The organism is Agromyces humi, assembly GCF_009720255.1.
GTDB classification, from domain to species: domain Bacteria; phylum Actinomycetota; class Actinomycetes; order Actinomycetales; family Microbacteriaceae; genus Agromyces; species Agromyces humi.
Map to the genome: position 1 here is coordinate 12,959 of NZ_WJSP02000013.1, position 19,209 is coordinate 32,167.

At 62.8% G+C, this 19,209-nt stretch carries 10 protein-coding genes and 1 pseudogene; 1 reads left to right on the forward strand and 10 read right to left on the reverse strand.

Going from position 1 to position 19,209, the window contains the following annotated elements:
• Positions 1 to 19: 19 nt before the first annotated feature.
• The 10 genes from dpdD to GH736_RS03005 form a co-directional block, all read right to left on the reverse strand.
• Positions 20 to 2,005 carry a protein DpdD gene (gene dpdD / locus GH736_RS02960; protein ID WP_159600113.1) on the reverse strand — a complete coding sequence of 662 codons (1,986 nt, stop codon included), beginning with the start codon at positions 2,003 to 2,005 and terminating at the stop codon, positions 20 to 22.
• On the reverse strand, positions 2,002 to 2,508 hold the full coding sequence (gene dpdK, locus GH736_RS02965; RefSeq protein WP_268891228.1) for a phospholipase D-like domain-containing protein DpdK: 507 nt from the start codon (positions 2,506 to 2,508) through the stop codon (positions 2,002 to 2,004). The genes dpdD and dpdK overlap by 4 nt, the downstream gene beginning before the upstream one ends.
• Before the next feature lie 11 nt (positions 2,509 to 2,519).
• Positions 2,520 to 6,908 carry a protein DpdJ gene (dpdJ, locus tag GH736_RS02970; protein ID WP_159600117.1) on the reverse strand — a complete coding sequence of 1,463 codons (4,389 nt, stop codon included), beginning with the start codon at positions 6,906 to 6,908 and terminating at the stop codon, positions 2,520 to 2,522.
• A complete protein-coding gene (locus tag GH736_RS02975) occupies positions 6,905 to 7,585 on the reverse strand; it encodes a hypothetical protein (RefSeq protein ID WP_159600119.1) in 681 nt (226 codons plus the stop codon). The genes dpdJ and GH736_RS02975 overlap by 4 nt, the downstream gene beginning before the upstream one ends.
• A complete protein-coding gene (gene dpdH, locus GH736_RS02980; protein WP_328596783.1) occupies positions 7,578 to 10,574 on the reverse strand; it encodes a protein DpdH in 2,997 nt (998 codons plus the stop codon). Before dpdH ends, GH736_RS02975 begins: the two co-directional genes overlap by 8 nt.
• Complete coding sequence (locus GH736_RS02985) at positions 10,571 to 11,233, reverse strand: hypothetical protein (protein WP_203230634.1); 663 nt, start codon at positions 11,231 to 11,233, stop codon at positions 10,571 to 10,573. Before GH736_RS02985 ends, dpdH begins: the two co-directional genes overlap by 4 nt.
• Positions 11,234 to 11,435: 202 nt before the next feature.
• Positions 11,436 to 13,985: a protein DpdF gene (gene dpdF, locus GH736_RS02990; RefSeq protein ID WP_159600125.1), complete on the reverse strand. Its 2,550-nt coding sequence runs from the start codon at positions 13,983 to 13,985 to the stop codon at positions 11,436 to 11,438.
• Positions 13,972 to 17,211 carry a protein DpdE gene (dpdE, locus tag GH736_RS02995; protein ID WP_159600127.1) on the reverse strand — a complete coding sequence of 1,080 codons (3,240 nt, stop codon included), beginning with the start codon at positions 17,209 to 17,211 and terminating at the stop codon, positions 13,972 to 13,974. The genes dpdF and dpdE overlap by 14 nt, the downstream gene beginning before the upstream one ends.
• Positions 17,212 to 17,481: 270 nt before the next feature.
• Positions 17,482 to 18,141, reverse strand: a complete 660-nt coding sequence (locus tag GH736_RS03000; RefSeq protein WP_159600129.1) for a hypothetical protein — start codon at positions 18,139 to 18,141, stop codon at positions 17,482 to 17,484.
• Between the two features lie 81 nt (positions 18,142 to 18,222).
• Positions 18,223 to 18,579, reverse strand: a complete 357-nt coding sequence (locus tag GH736_RS03005; RefSeq protein ID WP_159600131.1) for a hypothetical protein — start codon at positions 18,577 to 18,579, stop codon at positions 18,223 to 18,225.
• A gap of 388 nt (positions 18,580 to 18,967) precedes the next feature.
• Between GH736_RS03005 and GH736_RS03010 the strand changes: the two are divergent.
• A pseudogene (locus GH736_RS03010) lies at positions 18,968 to 19,209 on the forward strand (acyl-CoA dehydrogenase N-terminal domain-containing protein); the annotation flags it as partial.

A 19,209-nucleotide genomic window follows, 5' to 3' on the forward strand; every position in this document is an offset into this window, starting at 1 on the left:
GCCCAAGTCTTTTCCGAGGTCACCCGGTCAACTCTGCGATTCCGGCGGTCACCGCTCTCAGCATCGAGGCCGACCCAGCACCGTCTGGATAGGAGATCAGGGCCACACCGGCGTTGTCGGCGATGCATCCGGTGGCGGCGTGGGCGGCCCTCCGCGTCGCAACAACGATGAGATCCGAATTTCTCGCATGCTGCTTGAGCATCGGACTCCCGTCCTTGTCCGAGGATGTACGAACGATCGTTCCGGGCCACGACTGTTCGATCGCCTTCTGCACACGCGCAAGCGTTCCCCGATCCAAGCTGTACAGCAGGATGCGCGGAGTGATCGCCGGGACGGCTTCCGGAAGGGCGCCCTCCTGCTGTGGGGGAACCGACCAATCGAAGTCCAGGCCAACGTCAGACGTCACTAGCCCAGCGAGGCCACGTAACGTGTCGTGCAATCGGCGCTTCTGTTGGTTCAGTGGCGAGAGCAAGGTCGCGACGAAATCTGAACGTGCTGCTGCGTCGACAGCTGGTCCCAGTGCAACGGTGTCTGCAATGTCAAGCGCTCGCGATGCCGTCGTGATCGCCACCCACTGATCCGACGAGGCACGAACATCACCGAGGACTTCTCGATACTTCGCGCCGCTGGGGGCGCCCCGGAGAAAGACGTCAAGCAGGGCGCAGATCACGCCGAGGTCGGCGGGGGCGAATCGCTCAGCGAGCAGGTATCTGCGTAGGAATGCTTCCGCGCTCCTCGGTGCAGGCCGTTCGATGTCATCCGTTTCAAGGAAGCAGGCGATGCCTGACAACAGATCATCGGTCGCCAGCCAGTCAAGGTCATCGATCGCGTCGGCAAGTTCCGCATCGACGGTCGAGACCGCTGTCCACGACCCGACCATGTCGAAGTCGATCTGCTCAGGGTTGCCGCGTCCGATTGCTCGGACCCAATCGATCCAAGATTCGACCGTGTGCGGGTCTGCGGCGTCGGCATGAGCATCTTCGACCACTGAAGCCACGAGACCGCTATCGACTGCGTCATGCTCTGGCTCAACTGCAGGTGGTTGGTCGTCCTCCTCAAACTGAGCGAGAACGCGACGGACGGCCGTGTCAATCAATTCATTGGGCGCGAACGCGTTTCTGAGTTCGGCGTCGTCTCGAGCGAGCGAGACCAATCCGCCGAGAGTCGCCGCATCGGGGTCTGCCGATCGCGCGAGCCGCCCGTCGACGAGCATGGCAATGTCGGGCTTTGCCAGGCGGACGCTTTCGATGGCCCCATCGATGTCGTTCGGGGCGATTGGTCTTGCCAGGTGAACCCGCGCCCACGCGCCGAGGATGCCCTCACGCACAAGCTGCGGCGGTTCTGCGTACACGAGGGTCGGCAGCGAGCCAAGCGCGAGGAGTTCAGCATCTCTGCCCAACCGTGCCATGCGGCGAATCTGAAGGAACGCCACGTTCTCGTGGGAAATACCCCCCAGAGTCTCGATTTCATCGAGGATCTGAGCCGAGGTCTCTGCTGCACCGCTGGCGAGTGCCAAATCGAACTCCCGAAGCATCCGACCAATCGGCCTCGAAGGGGTTGGGTTTCGAAGCGGCACGTCATTGAGCGATCGGACGAGTCGCGCGAGCGCGGTGTAGGTCGGGCCGGCGGTCCGAGGCTCCGGGCTCAGGATGAAGGTCGTTCCTTGCCCAACGAGATCGAGCACTGCGGCTTCGACTGAATCCTGCTGGTTCAGGCGTGCAACGCGTCCATCGAACGGTGTCCAGTGGGTGGCCGTGGCGGCATCAATCAACGCTCTGACTCGACCAGCGTGTGCGGTGTCCCAGCAAATGACGTAGTAGCGCGCGGCTGACCAGGAGGCTTCTCGCCTCGGAAGAATGAGCGGGCACTCGCCTCGCTTTGTAAGCGCTGTGAGGAACGGCTTCAGATTCGCCGCGACATTGCCGCTTGGGTCTTGGCCCGGCCAAGTGACATTCGGCTCGGAGAAGAAGCGAGTGATGAACTCATCGTCGGGGAACGAGTTCATGCCGATCCGCCAATCCAACGAGTGCGCAGTTCAAGCCGTTGCCTAGCAGCCTCGGCCTGATCTACCTCGAACTCGAGACTCTCCTCGTTCCGCTGAACGCCATACCAGGTGAAGTTCATCGAACCCTTCAATACCCACGACCAGCCGACAATCATCTTTTCGTGCAGGTCAGCGCTCGAGTAGATGTGCAGCGAGTCTGCGCCACTCGCCCGCTGCAGACGATCAACGAACAGTTGGTTGTGATCTTCTTCTCGAAGTGCAACATGCAACTGTGTTCCGCGCCTGGTGAGCGCGCCCAACGCCTCACTGAGGGTCATCTGTGAACGAGGCTCGTTCCCCATCACCGAATCAAACTGCCGATCCGCGTTGTCCACCACGGGGATATCAGTCACCCACCCGGAGACTAGCCACAGTTCCTCGCTTGGCCAGCAGAGTTCGGAGACGATCGCGGCCGTGAGCACGTCGCTGATCGCGAGGCCATTTCGTGGTCGTGTCCGAACCATTCTTCTTCCGCTCACTGCCACTCCTCCGCAAGCGACAGTTCGGCGAGTACGACGCCGTGGCGTTGTCGGAGCGCAATCACCCGTGCATAGGTTCTCAGGCCGTTCCGTTCGACCGGCGTGACCACCGCCTCCCGAACAGCGGAGGCGAGATTCTTCCGCGACGCATAGGGCGAGATGAGCACTGCTCGGCCGCCGTTCTCGATCGCGCCCGAGTACTCGGCGACCCAACCCGACGTCGTCACGTCGATTACCGGTGCGTCCTGGCGTAGGACGTGCTCGAGGATTCGCCGCTCCACGGCGACGTTAGACCGGTACGGATGCCAATGCTCGAGGCGTTGGTTACGCGCCTGAGGCCCCCGTAACCACAGAAGCGAGAAAGCGGCGTCCGTACTGAGAGGACCCAGGTCGAATCCGAGATGGCCTCGCGACGCGTGATAATTGAGAGTTCGCGCGTCGATCTCGATACCGAGTCTGTGTTCCTGGAAAACCCACGCTTCCGCGAGGTTCGCCACGATTTGATCAATCGCAGGTGACGACCCCGGCCGCAGCATCCGCGTCGCCAGCGTCGACACCAGGAGGTGAGATGGGGGCCCTTCGGACTCCGTCCACGACGCGAGGAGCTCGCGAAGCGCAGCGTCCATCGCGTCGATTCCGTCAGCTGCGCGGAACGCATAGACTCCCTCGACAATCGCACTGCCCGGAGAGACCAAGTCAGCCGCGATGGACAGCATCGCGTCGTCGACGTCTTCGGCTTCGCTCGACGCGGTCGCTCGAGTGACCGCATCCCAGAAACGGCGCGGGTCCCGCGCATAGTCCCGATGTAGCTTCTCGAGCAGCCCCAGCCCGCCGATGGACGTCTCCGACACGAGGATCCGGAACGACCTGTCGGCCGCCGAGAACTCCACGTCCACGGCGAGGTCGCCGTCCTGTGCGTCGGCAAGTGCCTCCTCTGCCGCAGTGAGGATTGCATTCGCGACCGTGTCGAGGAACACCCGATCAAGCAGGCCCGAGGTCGAGCTCATTGCGTCCGCCGCCACGAGCAACTGCGCGTGCTCTTCGATTACGGATTGGACGTGTCGACTGGCCGCGAGAGCTGTCAACGCCGTCAGCGTGCGGGTCTGACTCTGTTGGCCGGAGTCATCTGCTCTGTACGCGACCGCGAGGAACTGTTGAAGGTCGGCTGCCCATCTGCCCTGTATGAGCCTGCCGGGCACTTGCGCAACATCCTCAGTTGCGAGACCCGCCTCCACGAACGCGTGGAGGTACGCCTCCGTGAGCCACTGTCGTTGGAAAGTGTTGGCCACATCGTCGAGTCGCTCATCCTCCAGCACAAGACGCCGGAACAGCAGCGTCCGGCCAACGGGTGACTCCGGAAAGTCACCGAGGTATTCGCGAGGATCGACAGGCAGGACACCATCGACCACCATGGCATCGACGTCCAGTTCGAACCCAAGAGCCGCGGCCGCGCCCTCGTGCTCGTACCGCACGTGTAAGGGCAGCGTCGAGCCATCCCGATTGGTCAATTCGCCGTCCGACCCGATTGCCATTCGACGCACCTTGAGTGGTCCACCGCCGACATGGAGGGCGAACGAGCAGTCGGTGATGAGACTCGACCAGTCTGATGGGGTCGGCAGGTCCGCGTGACGGAGCGCAGCGTCTGGAACCTGGAACGCCGAACGCCAAAGCGGCTGCGCATTCGAGGTGTCAGCAACCGTCCTTGGTGGAGCGACAAGCTTCAGCGCCAGCGGACGAACGACGGTGTAGGTCTCACCGCTTGAGGTCGACCATTGGCCAAGCGCGTGACCCTTGGAGACGACATCAGTAAGTGGGAGACCCAAACCGGCATCCGAGATCGGAAGCCAGGTACTCAGCGACGCGTGCGCCTGCCCGTATCGTCGGCTCACTCTACCGGGAACTGCCTCACGCAGCGCTTGAGAGATCGGCATCGTCGGCTCTTCGTCACCAAAGTTCGTTGGCAGTTCGAAGGCGACATCCGGTGTATTGAGGGCTCCGAATAGCGTGGCCGTCATGAACTCCGGAAGCGGAGTCCATGGGATCGCGCCGGCATCTGTCTGTCCCGACATCGGCGTCCAGTTGGACTCAAGTCGGCGAAGCGCCGTCGGGACGACCGAGAGCATCAGCGAACGAGGCTCTTCCCAGAGTGCCGCGCTCGCTTCGTCGGCTGTCACCCTGAGTGCGCGACGGAGGTGCTCGGCCACTTCCTCCTGTAGCGAGGCGTCGTCGACGAGGGCCGCCAATAGCGCCCGCACCTCGTCGGTCTTCGCCCACCGTGAGTCGTTGGGGGGCGTCAGTACCGTCCTCGCGTCGGCGCCAGTCTTACGGGCCACCCAGTCAACCAAAGCGTGAGTCGCCTGCATCTTGATGACGAATCGGTTGTTGATCGGGAGTGATCGAGCGTCGATCTCCGGATCGAGCAACTTTTCATACGTTTGATAGGCGATTCTGTCTCGGCCGTAGTCCGACAAGACGACGACGGTCAGGGGACGCATGGCGAGTCGGCGTCCCGCCCGCCCGCGACGCTGCAGGAACGACGCGAGGTCTCGCGGGGCCTTGTGCTGGATGACGGCGCCCACGCGCGGGTCGTTGAACCCGACTTCCAGGGATGAAGTCGCGACAACCACGTCGGCGCCAGCATCGACCCCGGTGTCCTGGGAGGTAGTCCTTGCGACATTAAGTCCCCGCTCCAGACGTTGCAGGTGCGCCGCCATATCCCAGGATTGCCCATCTACGTACCGCTGACCCGCCTGCGGCTCGCGGGGGCTCCTGAGATTGGCGAGGACCGAGCCTCTTGCTCGGCCTCGCGGAGAATGCCCCTCCGCGTCGCGAAGGTTGTCGTACAGGCGGTTGATCGAATCCAGGTCGTCTGTGAACGCGAACGTCACGGAGCCATACGTACCGGGCGTGGGGTCGAGCATTCGCTCGACGAGCATGATCGTCTGGATCGAGGTCGACAGGAGCGCGGTGCCGGAAACGGGATCCCCACGGAGGACGATTCCGTACTCGCGACTGACCGCATCGAGTTCCTGAGGTGCCGGCGCAATGACCTCGACGTCGCTGCGATCGGCTCCTGTCAGATTCGAGAAGAAATCACCGGCATCGCGCAGCGTCGCCGAAAGTCCGACGAAGAGCGGACTCCCGGCGCCCCATTGCCGGTTTGCGTGCCGCCACCGACGAAGCATGAGTCCGACCTGTGCTCCGTGCACGCCGGAATACGTGTGGGCTTCATCGAGGAGAACCATCCGCGTGCCAGTCGGCCCTCTCCACCCCAGCACTTTTCCCAGCCCAGAGTTGGTGGACTGCTTGCTGAGCATCTCGGTCGAACTGAAAAGAATGTCTGGCGGGTCCCGCCTGATCGACTCTCGTGTGATGGCGAGCGTCCCGTGGGGTGTTGTGGTCCCGCATGCGTCACACTTCAGCTGTTCATTGCCCGCTCGTCGGTCGGTATCGAGCCACACCAACCGCCCTAAGCACCCATCAGTCAGGCACGGGAAGTACGGGGCGGCCCAGCCTGCAGCCTGCCGCTTCCACCCCGCTCGTCCGTGGCCCCCGTCAAAATCGCGCTCACTCGGCGTGCTGCCGTACAGGAGACCAATACGCACCAGGCGCGTTCCTGTTCCGTTCAGGCCACCAACGCGCCGCGCCATAAGCAATGCCTCGCGTGCCTGATCACGAAGCAGTTCGTTTCGGGGGTAGAGCGCGAGCGTGTGTGGGCCTGCCCGTTTCATATCCGCGGTAGCTGCAATGTCAAGAAGGGCAGGAATGTAGAAGGCGAGTGTCTTGCCAGAACCAGTGCCGGCGGTCACGATGCGTGCCGTCAGGCGAGGCGCCCCGAGACCCTCGAGGATGGACGCAGTCGCATTCACCTGGAACTTGGCTAGCTTGACGTCACCGATGATGCGCTCGAGAACGCCCGCGCCGCCAGCGGACCAACCGGGAATGCCGGCCAGCGATGCGAGGGCTTCATCGGCAGAAATCTCGCGCCGCGGGTAGCGACGTGGCGCAACGCGGACTCGATAGTCGGCAACGAGTGTGCTCGATTGGCGCCACCATCCAGGAGTGGAACTATCGCTTGGCTGCCACAGTTGCCGTAGCGTCCGAAGCAATCTAAGTGTCTCGGCGAGGCGGGTCCGGTACTTTGGCGTGGGGTCAGGGACGCGGTGGAGGAGGCCTGCGTCGAGCAGGTGCTCAAGGTACTCACCTACCGAATGGAGCGCGACACCAGGCTGGGACGCATCGACGTCGAGTTGAGCATCGATAGCGTCCTCGACATCCCGTTTGCTCAGGAATCCATCGACAATGCCCCATGAAAGAAGCGGTAGCTCGCGGTCTTCCAGTCGGCTGAGGATGTCCGGAACGCCCGCCCACCGATCGACGCTCATGACAGCGACAGGTACAACTGATTGCGCAGGGTCTCATCCGTCCTCAGCAGTTCGAGTTCTTCCTCACTGAGATCGGACAGACGGATCCGGCCTTGAACGAATCGGGACAGGATCGCGTCGACGCCTGCACTCTCGACTTCTTCAAGATCTTCCTTGACCCGTTGCAAGACTGCCTGAAACTCGGTCATTGCACCCAAGGTCGGGGCCTTGCTTGCAAGTTTCTCCAAGTTCGTTACCCGGGACTCGGTGGTGCGGCGATCAAACCCGAGTCTTGGGATTAGCGCGACAGGCAGGCTGGAGACCTGGGCCTGTGCCCAGGCGGTCCAGGCCTGCGTGTCCGTCATTGTCAGCGCGCCACTCGTTCTCTCCACCCTGGCAACTCTCACGTTGATGTACTGCCATGTTGGGCGTCCGATCCGGGAGACCTGGTCACGTATCTCCCGAGGCGCCGTCATCAGATCGGGCAGGTCCTCCACCGGGACGCCAATGCTTCCAAGACGCCGGTGGACATCGAGACCCTGCTTCAGTTTCCCAAGTTCAATGCTCAATTTCTCGAGTTGCGTTTGTAGTCGCCGCTGTTCCTGCGAATCCGTCTCAGACTCCCGCTTTGCCCGGGCGAGCGCTGCCAACCGCCGCGCATTCTCCGCGAGAGTCATGGCTGTCGAGTGGTCACTCATTCGAGTCCCCTCCTACGATCTCGAGCCATTCGGCGATGACCGCCTGGAGCAACTCGTCCACGTCGGCGGTCATGCCGCCGCCACTTTCCGCCTGCGCAATCCCAGCCGTAATCCACCGCGCACTGTAGTCGAGGTAGTCCGCGATTGCCTGGAGGTCGGCCCCTGCTGTGGCTCCGACGACCCGGTCCAGTTCAACGCCTGTCGTGGTCGGTGCAGCGGCCAACAACTTCTCAACGTCAGTAATGGACTTGGCGTCCAATGCCCGCGCCGCCGCGTTACGCGCCGCGAGGCCGTGAAGATCGGAGACGAGGACGAGACCCTCTGATTGACCATCCCGGACTGCCGATTCGATGGCATCGACGGTGTCGGGAAGGGACCCACCAGGTATGTGAACTCTCACTCGATCGATCAGGCCCTGCCAGTGCGCCAATTGTCGACTCGAAAGCCGCGTGAGACCTTTGAGTTTCCGATCGGCGTCTCGACACCATTCCGGCACCTCGAACTCAGATTCGCCGGTCGCCGTCTCCCAGGCCACTCTCGCTATCGTGGCAAAGCGCGTGAAGTCAACAGCGTGGACTGCTCCGCTGCCTTGCGCCACCCCCACGCCGCTCAAAAGTCGATCGACGACCTGGCCTCTAACTGCGACGTATTCCTGATACGCCCGTGTCCATTCTGCGGCGCGCGAATCGCTGTCTGTTCGTGCGCTCGTGTCCCGCCACAGAGTCGCAGCGACTATGTCAAGATCGGAAGGCCTTCGCGGAACAACCCCGCAAGCGATTGCCCCGCGAATGAGAGAGGCCGTCGCACCGACGAGTTCGGCGTTGGAGACTTGAAGTTCAGCAAGAATCCGCTCCTTTGCTACCCCAATGACGGGTGACACGATTCCATCGACACGGGGCAAAGCGTCGCTCGCCCGTTCGGGGAAACCAGCCATCAGGAGCACGAGGCCCTTGAAGGTGACGGCCATGCGAGCAGATCTCGCTAGGCGAAGGAGTGGTTCAACTCCAAGCGCGAGGTTCTCCGTTGCCCCTTCGATGGACACACTCCGCGCGTTGTTCGGCACCGCCCTGTTGATCGTTGCCGCATCGGGGTCCCTAATCACAACATCGAACCAGTCGATCCGCGCGAGCAGGAACTCTCGGAACACCGACCGGATATCGGCCGCGATGCTCTGGGGCAGCACCCTGCCCTGCGACCAGGCGTCGATTGCATCCAGTTGGCCCTGAACGGATCGTGGGATTCCATCCGTCGATCTCGTTCCGCGTTCTCCTACGTCTGGATCGGCGGTCGGAATCGAGTCGCGGTCGTAGATCAGGGCAGACACGGCGGGGTGCGAGAACGCGGCAAGAACCTCATCCGAGACCGGTACCCTCCCAACCGACCCCCAGAAGGTTACGAGCGCCTCAAGTCGCCCCGCGTCTTCGTCGGCGAGTGTTCCCTCGATCTGCTCGCGAATGTGAACTGGCAGGCGAGGAAGGCCCATCTCCGCTGACTCTTCGGCGAGGAAGTTGGCCGGCGGGAAGGCTCCGCTCCTAATCGTGGATACGTTGTCGTTGAGCACGTTTCGAACCGCCCGTGAGAGAACCTTGCGCGGATTGAAGTAGGTCCGATCGAGTTCGGCATCCTTCTCTGCACAGGCTCGGATCGCACGCAGCAGGGCAACCCTGTTATACGGGTAGAGGCCGTACTCCTGTCGCGATGCGCCGAATGTCGCGTGGCACGCAACTTGGAACCGGCACGATGCGCAGGCGTTCGGCACGCTCGGCGCTTCACTCTCAAGCTTTTCCTTGCCAACCCTGGCCGCATTGAGGTACCGGCCAACAAAATCGATCAGGTCGTCCTCGTCTGTTGTTGCACCGTCCAGGTCGACGTCGACAGCGTATATGGGGGACGTCGCTTCAGAACGTCGCCGAAATGTCTCTGGCAGTGATTCGCGGTAATAGCCCGGCGTAACCGCCATGAGTGTTCGAACAGTCGCATAGCGCTCGACACCCTGAATGACACCGACTTCGACCACCGCATCCAGCAGGTCGCGCCGGACACCCTGGATAAGAGCAACATCCTCGATGAGCAGAACGATCTCGTCTCCGACCAACTTCTCCCGGATCTTCTTGAAAGCCCTTCCAATGTCGCCAACGGCGAGGCTCGCGGCTTTCATCACCGCGACATCGAGATTGTCGTTGATTAAGCGCACGGCTTCGGCCTGCATCGCAGGCCTCGCCAGGAGCTGTCGGAACAGCCTCTGGGTGGCAGCCGCGGCCTCCTTCACGTCCTCATAGTCCCCAATGTCGAGCGGTAATTCCTCCGGGGTGAACTCGAGTGGGATGTCCCCCTCGTCGGCATCACGACCTCGCAACGCATGCTCGGCGCGCCGACGAAAGAATGACCCCACCCGGAGCAGATGCTTCTCGAATAGGGGATCGGTGAAAAACAGTCGGAGGCCGTTCTCGCCGACCAATGCCTTGCCGAAAGTGCTGTCCGCCTCCGCGGTGCGCAACACCTCTGCAAGTTCGGAGAGAAGCTTGTGCTCCATCTCGTCGAGGGTCATGCCGCTTCCTAGAGTGGATACCTTCCGTCGGATTTCCTCGAACTCGGGATCTTTCTGCTTCACGAGGAGGGCTTCAACCACGTCCTTCAGACTCGTCTCGGTCTTCTGGAGGTAGACGACGTGCCGCCGCGGCTCACGAGGGACCTTCGCGTTTATCCATCGGACAAGATGCGACTTACCTGCACCAGACTCTCCAACGACGGTCGCGACGAGCACGCCGTTATTCGGGGTTGATGTGAGAAACTCCTCGAGAACTTGCTGCTCGCTGATCAACTCAGACGCCAGATGACCCCCGCGACCGCCTCGACGCGTTATTCGTAGAGGCGCATGCGTTGCGAGCAGGACCTCGTTCGATGGAGTTGCAGCCTCCGTTGGGATCGTGGACGAGACGACGTCCGACGACCAGCAGACGTATTTGACCTGCGCACTCAACATGCTCATCCCTTGATCGTCACTGTCGAGATGTACCGACTGCGACCGTAATCCTGAGCGTCTGGCAGGGCCATGACACCCGACGGGTCCGACTGATACGCCATCGAGAGGACCCCTCGCTGCTCAGCGCTCGACAGCGCCAATCCGAGCACCCGTACTGCATGGTCGTCATTGTCGGTCAGTCCCTCATAGGTCGCACTTGGGTGGCCAGGGAGAACCGGAAGTTCAGCCCGCAGGAAGTCCAGCAGGCGCCCGATTGGGAGTTGTTCGTTCCGAGGTAAGGGGTCGCCGAAAGGTGCGCGAATAGCCTCCACGACCGCCTCGGTCGGATCCGGGACGATCTTCGACTTCTGATCGGAGGCCTTCGAGAGCGCGGTCAACGCAGGCTGGCTGAACCCGAGTGCCTGACTCCACCACCGAAAGGCGTTCCAGCGTGTGTCATTCGTGAAGAGGCCCTCAGGCATCTCGGTCTGTACAGACTCGTAATGAAGGGGCACAAGCGGTGATTGACGCATCAGCCAGACAAGGCCCGAGCGGAGATCAGGCGCTCCCGCGAAGTCCGCGCTCACGGTCGCGGGCGGAACCACCACGCGGTGGCGAAGCATGCGAAGGAAGGTAGTCGCGTCAGGTAGTCGATCTGCGGACAGCAATCCCGCATCGTCCTGCATTACGAGACCAAACTCGCGCAATCCTGTCAGCGCTCTTCGACCATGTGCCCCCTCTTGTGGTGTCCGTGGTCGAAGCGATTCCGGGACAACCTGCGACAAGACTTGGTCTTGAGTGAGCCCCGACGCATTCATGATCACCTGGTACGTGAGCCACATCGTCGGGGGCCAACAGAGCACGGGACTCGGATTCAGGACTTCCATGTCAGAGTTCCTTCAGTAGGGCGCGGGCCGAGATCGCGTCGTGTGTATCGCGTCGCGGCCAACCTGGACGATCGGGGTTAGGTGTGTCCTTAAGCCCCACGATGTACGTCACAAGGCCCAACCTATGGCGTTCAATGACATCGTCCGGAATTCTGGCTTCACTTAGGACGATAGCGACGGGCCCCGAGTAGGTATGTGCGAGCGGCGCAACCGAACTGGGGTCGTCGAGGATCACCGGGGTGTGCGCAGCCGCGCGTTGGAGTCGAACACCTGCCGATGGATTCAAGCCAGCGAACACGCACACTTCACGTTGCACCATTCGGAGCAGCAGCGGATGGAGGTCTTCATCGACCTCATGCCAAATGAACAACGATGGGCTACCGCCACGCCACCTAGCAAGCGGATCTCGTGGTGATCTCGGTTCCGGAACGCTCGGAACCGGCTCGGGCGGTGTCGGGGGCGCTGAAGATGGATTGCGACGGCACGATGGACAGCCCCGACATGACGGCTGAGTGACGAGTATGCCTCCGCTCACCGCCACCCGATAATGTCTTGCGATACTTCGGCCGACACAGTTCCGAGCCTTGGCAAGTTCCATGGACGACATGAGCGCGTGCCGCTGGGCTTCCCGCACCTCAGAGCGGACCCGGCCCATGGCGGTGATCCAGCCGCTCCGGCTCAGATATTCGCCATTCCTTAGTTCGAACTCGATATAGTCTTCGACCTCGTCGAAGAACTTGGCACGCGATGTCGCGAGTTCTTCGTCCGTCATGCTCGGCTTTGGGTTCCATTGAGGTACACGCAAGCCAATGATGCCCGCCTGGGACATCAGGGTAAGAGTTCGCACGTTCCATTGCTTGCTGCGCCCGAAGCCCTTATCCAGGTGCGCTGGAAGTGCGCTCTTGCGAACGCGGTAGCGCAGTTCGCTTAGGAGTTCGCCACGCTGGAGAAGTTCCTGCCATCGATTCCACCCCAACTCGTCACCGATCATCGTGATTTCACTCAATCGTTCAGCGGTCTGGCGATCTCCTGGACCAATCGAGAGATACGCGAGTGAAGGTCTGCCATCGCGTCCGGATCGCCCCACCTCCTGGTAATAGCGGTCGATGGTTTCCGGCAGGCAGGCGTGAAGGACGGTGCGCACGTTGGGCATGTCAAGCCCGAGTCCAAACGCGGACGTGCCCACAACAATGTCGTACGCCGTTGGTGTGCCGCCAACCCCGCGCCATTGTTCCATCACCGTTCGGCGTTGATCATCCGAGGATTTCCCAGTGACGGACCCCACCCGCCTGAAGCCAGCCTCTCGTAAGCGTGCTACCCAGGCATTTGCGTCGTCGACCTTGGTGACGTAAAGGATGAGCGGTCTCGGAAGGCAGCTAGCGGCTTTGAGCACCGCTGCCTGTCGAGCACCCTCATCGTCGTGCGAATCGATGAAGTAGGCCGGCTCCGCACGCAATTCGGACCCCCACACTACGTCCGCTTGGGTATCGCCGACTGAAAAGAGATCGATGAGTAAGTCGACCGGCCGTTGCGCAAGAGTTGCGCTGAGTAGGAGGATGGATGGTTTGCGTCCGTCGGGGGCGTTGATGTGGGCGTCGCGGATCAAGCCGGGCATCGTCTGAAATTCCGGTCGGAAGTCAGTCCCCCACTGATCGACAAGGTGAGCCTCGTCTATTACGATCTGCTGAAGGAGACCTGCTTGGGCGCAAGCGAGGACCGAGGGCGCGAGACCTGACACAAACGCCTCGGGAGATGTGTAGAGCAGCCTCTGGCTACCAGACCTCATCGCCTCGCGGAGTTGCGCCTTCGTGTCTGGGTCGAGCGATCCGACGTATGCGAATCTGCCCACCGGGCTGAGTTGGATGCCCCTGTCTTGTGCCATCTGGTGCGTTCGCCGCTCCATGTCGAGGGCGAGAACCACAGTCGGGACGACGATGACCGTTACGCCGCGGGTAGACAGGAGCACCTTGCTCCACGCCACGGCGGTCTTGCCCCGACCGGTGGGCAGCGCAATGACAACGGATCCTTCGTCATTGAGCACAGCCGCCCGAGCTGCCTGTCGCTGCGGCTCACCCCGATACGTGGGGTAGTGGTGTGCTTCCTTCCAAAACGGGTCAGCGTCGAGGAGATGAGGCTCCTCAGGATCCACGTCCCGATACACGGCTCGAACCTCGCTTCGAGCCTCGTCGCGCCCGGTATCTCCACCCTCCGGGGTAGCGGGAGGCTCCCAGTCCAAGGCTTGAATCGATAGTCGGCCATCCGATAGCCGAGCTGCCTGACACTCCAGGCCCTCCCACTCCTCAACGGTCGGCCAGAGTGGCGTGCTCGGGGTGACAAGCGACGGGTTGCCGCCGTAGGTCTCCCGTGCCGTGAGGAGGACCTGTCTGATCAGTGCAGCAACGTCCCGCCGCCCTGCCGCCTGTGTCGTCAGCCCGCTGAGTGCGTCCAGAAGACGCCGACACGCGTCAGAGATTACACGGCCGGATTCCACGCCAAGCTCCGGCCACCGGTCTAGTACGGCCTGCGCTGTCCAGATGTCATCCCTTGACATATGCCCCCCAGGGCTGCGCCGAGACCACTACGCACGTCACTCCGCTCAGCCGTACGATCGGATTTACGACCCCCGCCTCGAGCGCTCGACCGATCGCGATCTCAATCTCAAGCGCCGTCGGGTCGCTAACGAGTCCTGCAGCCTGAGACCGTGCCCGGCTCTGTGCCACCACCACTTCGGTCTCACGTCGAACCTCCATCGCGGCTCGCGCGGATGCCTCGGTGACGTCGGCCAGACCAACGACGTGGCGCCTGGCTGCCTCGTAAGAGGCGTTCGCAACAGGCGCGAGGTTCGCCTCACCGCCTAGGAGGAAGTGAAGCGCAGGAATCTTCTCGTAGTTCAGGTTTTGGTCCGGACCCTGCTCGAAGGGTCGATCCAGGTACGTGATGAAGCCAGGACTCGAGACGGGCGCTTGGGTGTTGACCGGGATCCACACACGCTGGCGTTGAGGCGGGAACGCCGCATCAGCGCGCCTGCGGGCGACGGGCTCGAGTGCGGGGTCGTCATCAAGCAATTGAAGGATGGGGTCGAAATCGGCCTCGATGAGGAAGTCGAACCCAAAGAAGATGAATGGGTCGTTTGGCCACCGTTGATCGAGCCTCCACATCGCGACAGCTTGTCCACGGTCGTCCAGTTCGAGGAGGCTCTCGACTCCATCAATGAACGGATTGCCCCGGCGGAATAGCCGCTTTCTCGGAGGGAGACCCCACCGGTCGAACGATCCCGTTCGCGCCGCATCCACCGACATTAGCCGGCCGAGCAGTCTCGGACTGAACAGGGGCTGCTCTATCGGGTCGCGACCGAAGGTTATTGTGCCGTCCTTGTCACGCGACGAAGTCAGTCGAAAGCCTTCAACCCCAGTGACCAAGCGAAGGTACGCATCCTCGAGAGTCCGCGGTTGCTCCTCATATCTCGCAATCGCTGCCGCCATGGATTCACCCTCTGACTTGGTGCCGAAACTCGACTCAAGTGCGTCAAGTTCGTTGATTCGGCTGCGCTCCTTCCGCAATTGATCGTGGATCGGCGCGATCCGATCGAGGAGCGCCTCCACGCCCTCCCGCGCACATCCAGCCCAAGCCTCGATGGCGATCTCGTCGGCGGCCTCCTGAAGCGCAGAAATAGAGTCGTCGAAAATCTCGAATCCGCTCACGAGAACTCGGAGCCAGGAGTCTGGGACTTCGCCTCGCTCTCCAGCAACCACAACGAATTGCTGAGCTGGACGGTGGCCGCCGTAGCGATCCACCCGACCAATTCGCTGCTCAAGGGCGTTTGGGCTCCATGGAAGTCGCGCATGGAAAACAAGCGACGCGTCCTGGAAGTTCTTCCCGATCTCACCGCTTTCATCGACGATCAATAACCCGCCGGACGTCCGCCATGCATTCGCTGCCGACTCGCGTTGTGTTTCGGACTGCTGTGACAGATGAGCGAAGGCATTCGTCGCGATGCCAGGGGCTGCGCGAACTGACCGGACGAGTTCTTCCGCGAGGGATCCCCGCCCGCAGAAGACGACCGCACGAGACGACGGGTTGACCCGACCGAGTGCACTAGCGAGGGCGGTGAGGCCGTCTGAACCGCTGTGGTTCTTGAGGCTCGCGAGGAGTCGTGCCTCGAACCCAAGTGGCGGCGCACTATCCAGCACCGCGCGTTCTACAGGGCCAAGCGCGTGAGCATCCGCCTCTCCACCGACCCGATACTCCAGGACGCCGACGAGGTCGTCCATAGGTCCACCAACTCGCGAAACCAACACTCCCAGCACCGGCCCGTAAAGCACCGGATCGATGTCTTCGTCAAGGATTGCGGCCGCGCAACCCGCCGCCCAGGACGCAACCGCCCGCGCACCTGCGGCATGCTCCTCGGACCCTTCGAGGCGGACGACTTTTGGTCGCGTCCGACCGGTGAACTCAAACGGCGTTAGCAGCCCATCGTCATCCGACTTCTGTCGGGCGACCTCTTGGCGGCGGTTGCGGATCACCCGATGGTGAAGACGGTAGGTCTCGGAAATGTGGGTGCGGACAGCCTCGACGGCCGCGCGGAGTTCCTCTTGGTCGATGAGGTCAGAACTCGTCCCGGCGGGCCCGAACACAGCCATCGCACGGGACATAGCCGCCTGGAGTAATTCGTCCCCCGGTATCAACGCCCGGATCTCCTCGAATTGGAGATCGAGGAATTCGGGGTTGTCTGGATCTGGGTCCGGATCCAAGCCAAAGACAGCGAAGGCCAGTTCTCGCCTTGCGGCGAGCAACTCCTCGAACTTCTCTCGGTCCTCCCAACGAAACAACTGAGGGTCTAGGAGGTGGAGCAGTGCGAGGTGAGTCGTGGCGCTGCGGGCGAACGGCGTCGCTGAGAGCATCAGAACACGTGGGGCGGCATGGACAACTTCAGCCAACTCGCGGTAGGGGGACGAGTTTGGATCGCTTGCCTGCGCTAGTAGGTGGGCCTCGTCCACCACGAGGAGGTCTACGTCCGTCAGGTCGCGCCAACGCGCTACCTCTTCATGACCCAGGATCTCGTATGGCGCTACTCCTCGTGCTAACGGAAAGTCGTCGAGGTAGAACTTGTCACTTAGTTCGGAGCGCCACTGAGCGATAAGGGCGTCCGGAACGATGACACCAACACGGCGGTCGGGTGCATCGATAAGCAGTTGGCGCATCACAAGTCCGGCCTGGATTGTCTTCCCCATGCCGACCTCGTCCGCCAGCAAATACCGCTGTACGGGGTCACGGATGATGCGAAGTGCGGCGCTGACTTGGTGTGCGTGAATCCGAACTCCGGCCGACATGATCCCAGAAGCGGATGCCGTCGCGGCACGTTCCTCAAGCAGAAGTCGCCTCACAGGTTCGCGGGCGTCCCGAAAGCGTGGCGTCTCATTTGCTCCGCTGAGCAGAACCTGCAGCGGATCACGTGGCGCCTTGTCCCATCGCGTGTAAAGGTCCCCTTCGTCGATCTCCACGCGCCCGCGTACGTTTGGAACTTTGACGTAGTAGAACCCGTCTTTCGCGCCGATCACTCGGCCCGCCCTCCAGTGCCCTGTTCCCAACCGAAAAAAGACCCGCGTCTCTTCCTCAAGTTGAACCCAGCGAACCTCTGATACGCGCTTCCAGACAGATTCGGCGCATGGCTCCGCCGCCGACTCGAAGAAATCGACTCTCACTTCCGTGCCCCGCGTCTCGCCGATCCGCCCAATCCCAGGTGCGCCGCTGAAGGTCACGAAATTGCCAACCTTCACCGAGTCTTCCTCCCTACTACGGGTCGACCTCTCGCCGGCATTCCGCACTACTGCCGAGCCGGCGTTCAATTCCCTGAGGCGCTGTCTGCTCGGCGAATTCCCTTAGGTTAGCGAGTTCACGGCTGCGGGGTTCCTACTCGGATGCCCCGCCCCCCGTTTTGGGGTCGAATGACGTGCCTCGACTGGAGACGGGGGCGGTCGTCCGTTACTGCGGTGCTTACGGGCCGACACTCCGAATCTCCGCGATCATTCGCAAGTTCCTGCCGCCGGTCAGGAGGTTACCGATGCCGGCCGTGCCGCAGCATGCGGTCCCTCGCCCGGCGATGGCACGCGGCCCCGGCCCGGCCCGCGCTGCCCGAGCCCGTTGCGTCGGCGGGCGTCGACATCACGACGCGCTAGGTCCAGCGATTCGCTCGCGAGGGACGCAACACGGCGGGCCATCGCGATCGGTTGCTCCCGGCAATCCTGGGCGATCACCCCGGTCATCGCCGCGGGACTGCCGAGGGAGTGGGCGAGGTCGACGCGGGCGCGCTCGGACTCGGCCAGCCGCGTCAGGGCCTCGACGCCGATGTGGCCCGGGTGGGCGGCGATGGCATCGCGCGCGACATCGAACTGCCGGTCGGCGTCCCTGATCGCGTGATGCACGTGGTGTACCAGCGGAATCAGATCCGTCGGGCGCTCGCGGGCAGCGGAGATCGTGGCTTCCAGCGCTGCGCGTGCCTTTCGCGATCGGCTCAGGTGGGCGAACGGGTTGGTGTTGACGCCGGCCGGCGGGAGGGCGGCGAGGGCCGCTTGCAGCTCGCCGCTCGTATCCGCGACGCGGCGGGAGCGGGGCTCCTCGAGCGCGGCGGCGAGGTCACGACGGGACTCCTCGACGAGCGCAGCGAGCGTGGACTCAGGCCGCAGCGCCTCGACCTCGAAGGTCTCCACCGCATCGAAGGAGGGTCGCCGCTCGGCGCACCGATTCGACGGATGCTTCGATCGCGACGCTCGCCGGCTCGCGATAGCCGGCTACGTGACGGCGCTCGGCCACGCCGACGCTGTGCTCGGCGATTCCGAGCAACTGATTGGCCTCCCAACATTGCCTGACACGTCAGGGAGCGCCTCCGGGTCGTAGCGGGTGGCGAGGTGGGGGATGGTCGCGTAGGCATGCGGCACACGGGAGCCGAGCGCCGCGGCATCCGCTCGCACGCCGGCGATGACCTCCGGCGCACGCCTTGCACGCCGCATCCGCTCGACCAGCGCACTGGTCTGCGCATTGAGCTCCTCCAGAATCAGGTCGCACAGCTCCGCGACGCGGGCCGGAACCTCGTCGGCACTGCCGGGGAAACGCGCCGTGATTGAGCCGGTCCATGCGGAACGCGTCACTCAGATGCCTGCGGGCCGCGGCGAGGGTCTCGCTCAGTTGCCTGCTCGCGGCATCCCGCAGTTCCGCCTCGGCGAAGCCGAGCTCGTCGGCCGCGACCAACGCGCGTCCAGCCCGCTTCGTGAGTTCGGCGTCATGGACTTCGAGCTGCTGCGCAGGGCGACTACGCCCGATCCGGAACGCGACCATGGTCAATCCAGATGGGTCGGGCGGCCATGCTCGACACCGTCGCCAACAGGACCGGCCAGTAGTTGATCTAGTGGGAACTTCTCGACGGTATGAGACGGCGCGTTGTGGAATGCTGCCAAACCGGCGAGCGGCCCGATGACGCGCATCGTGGAACCCGCAGACATCATGACCCGCCCACGAAAGCGCAGTTACGCTGCGGGCATGAGCGCATTCCGACCCCCGACAGCCGATATCGCCTTCATCCTCGAGCACGTGGTGGACTACGACGCAGTCGCGCTGCTCCCGGGGTATGAGCACGCTGACCTCGAGACGGTCTCCGAGATCCTCGACGAGGCCGGCAACTTCATGGCCGAGGTCGTGGCACCCACCAACCGTGCCGGCGACCTCGAGGGAGCGCGGCTGAACCCCGACGGCACCGTCAGCACGGCGACCGGGTTCAAGGA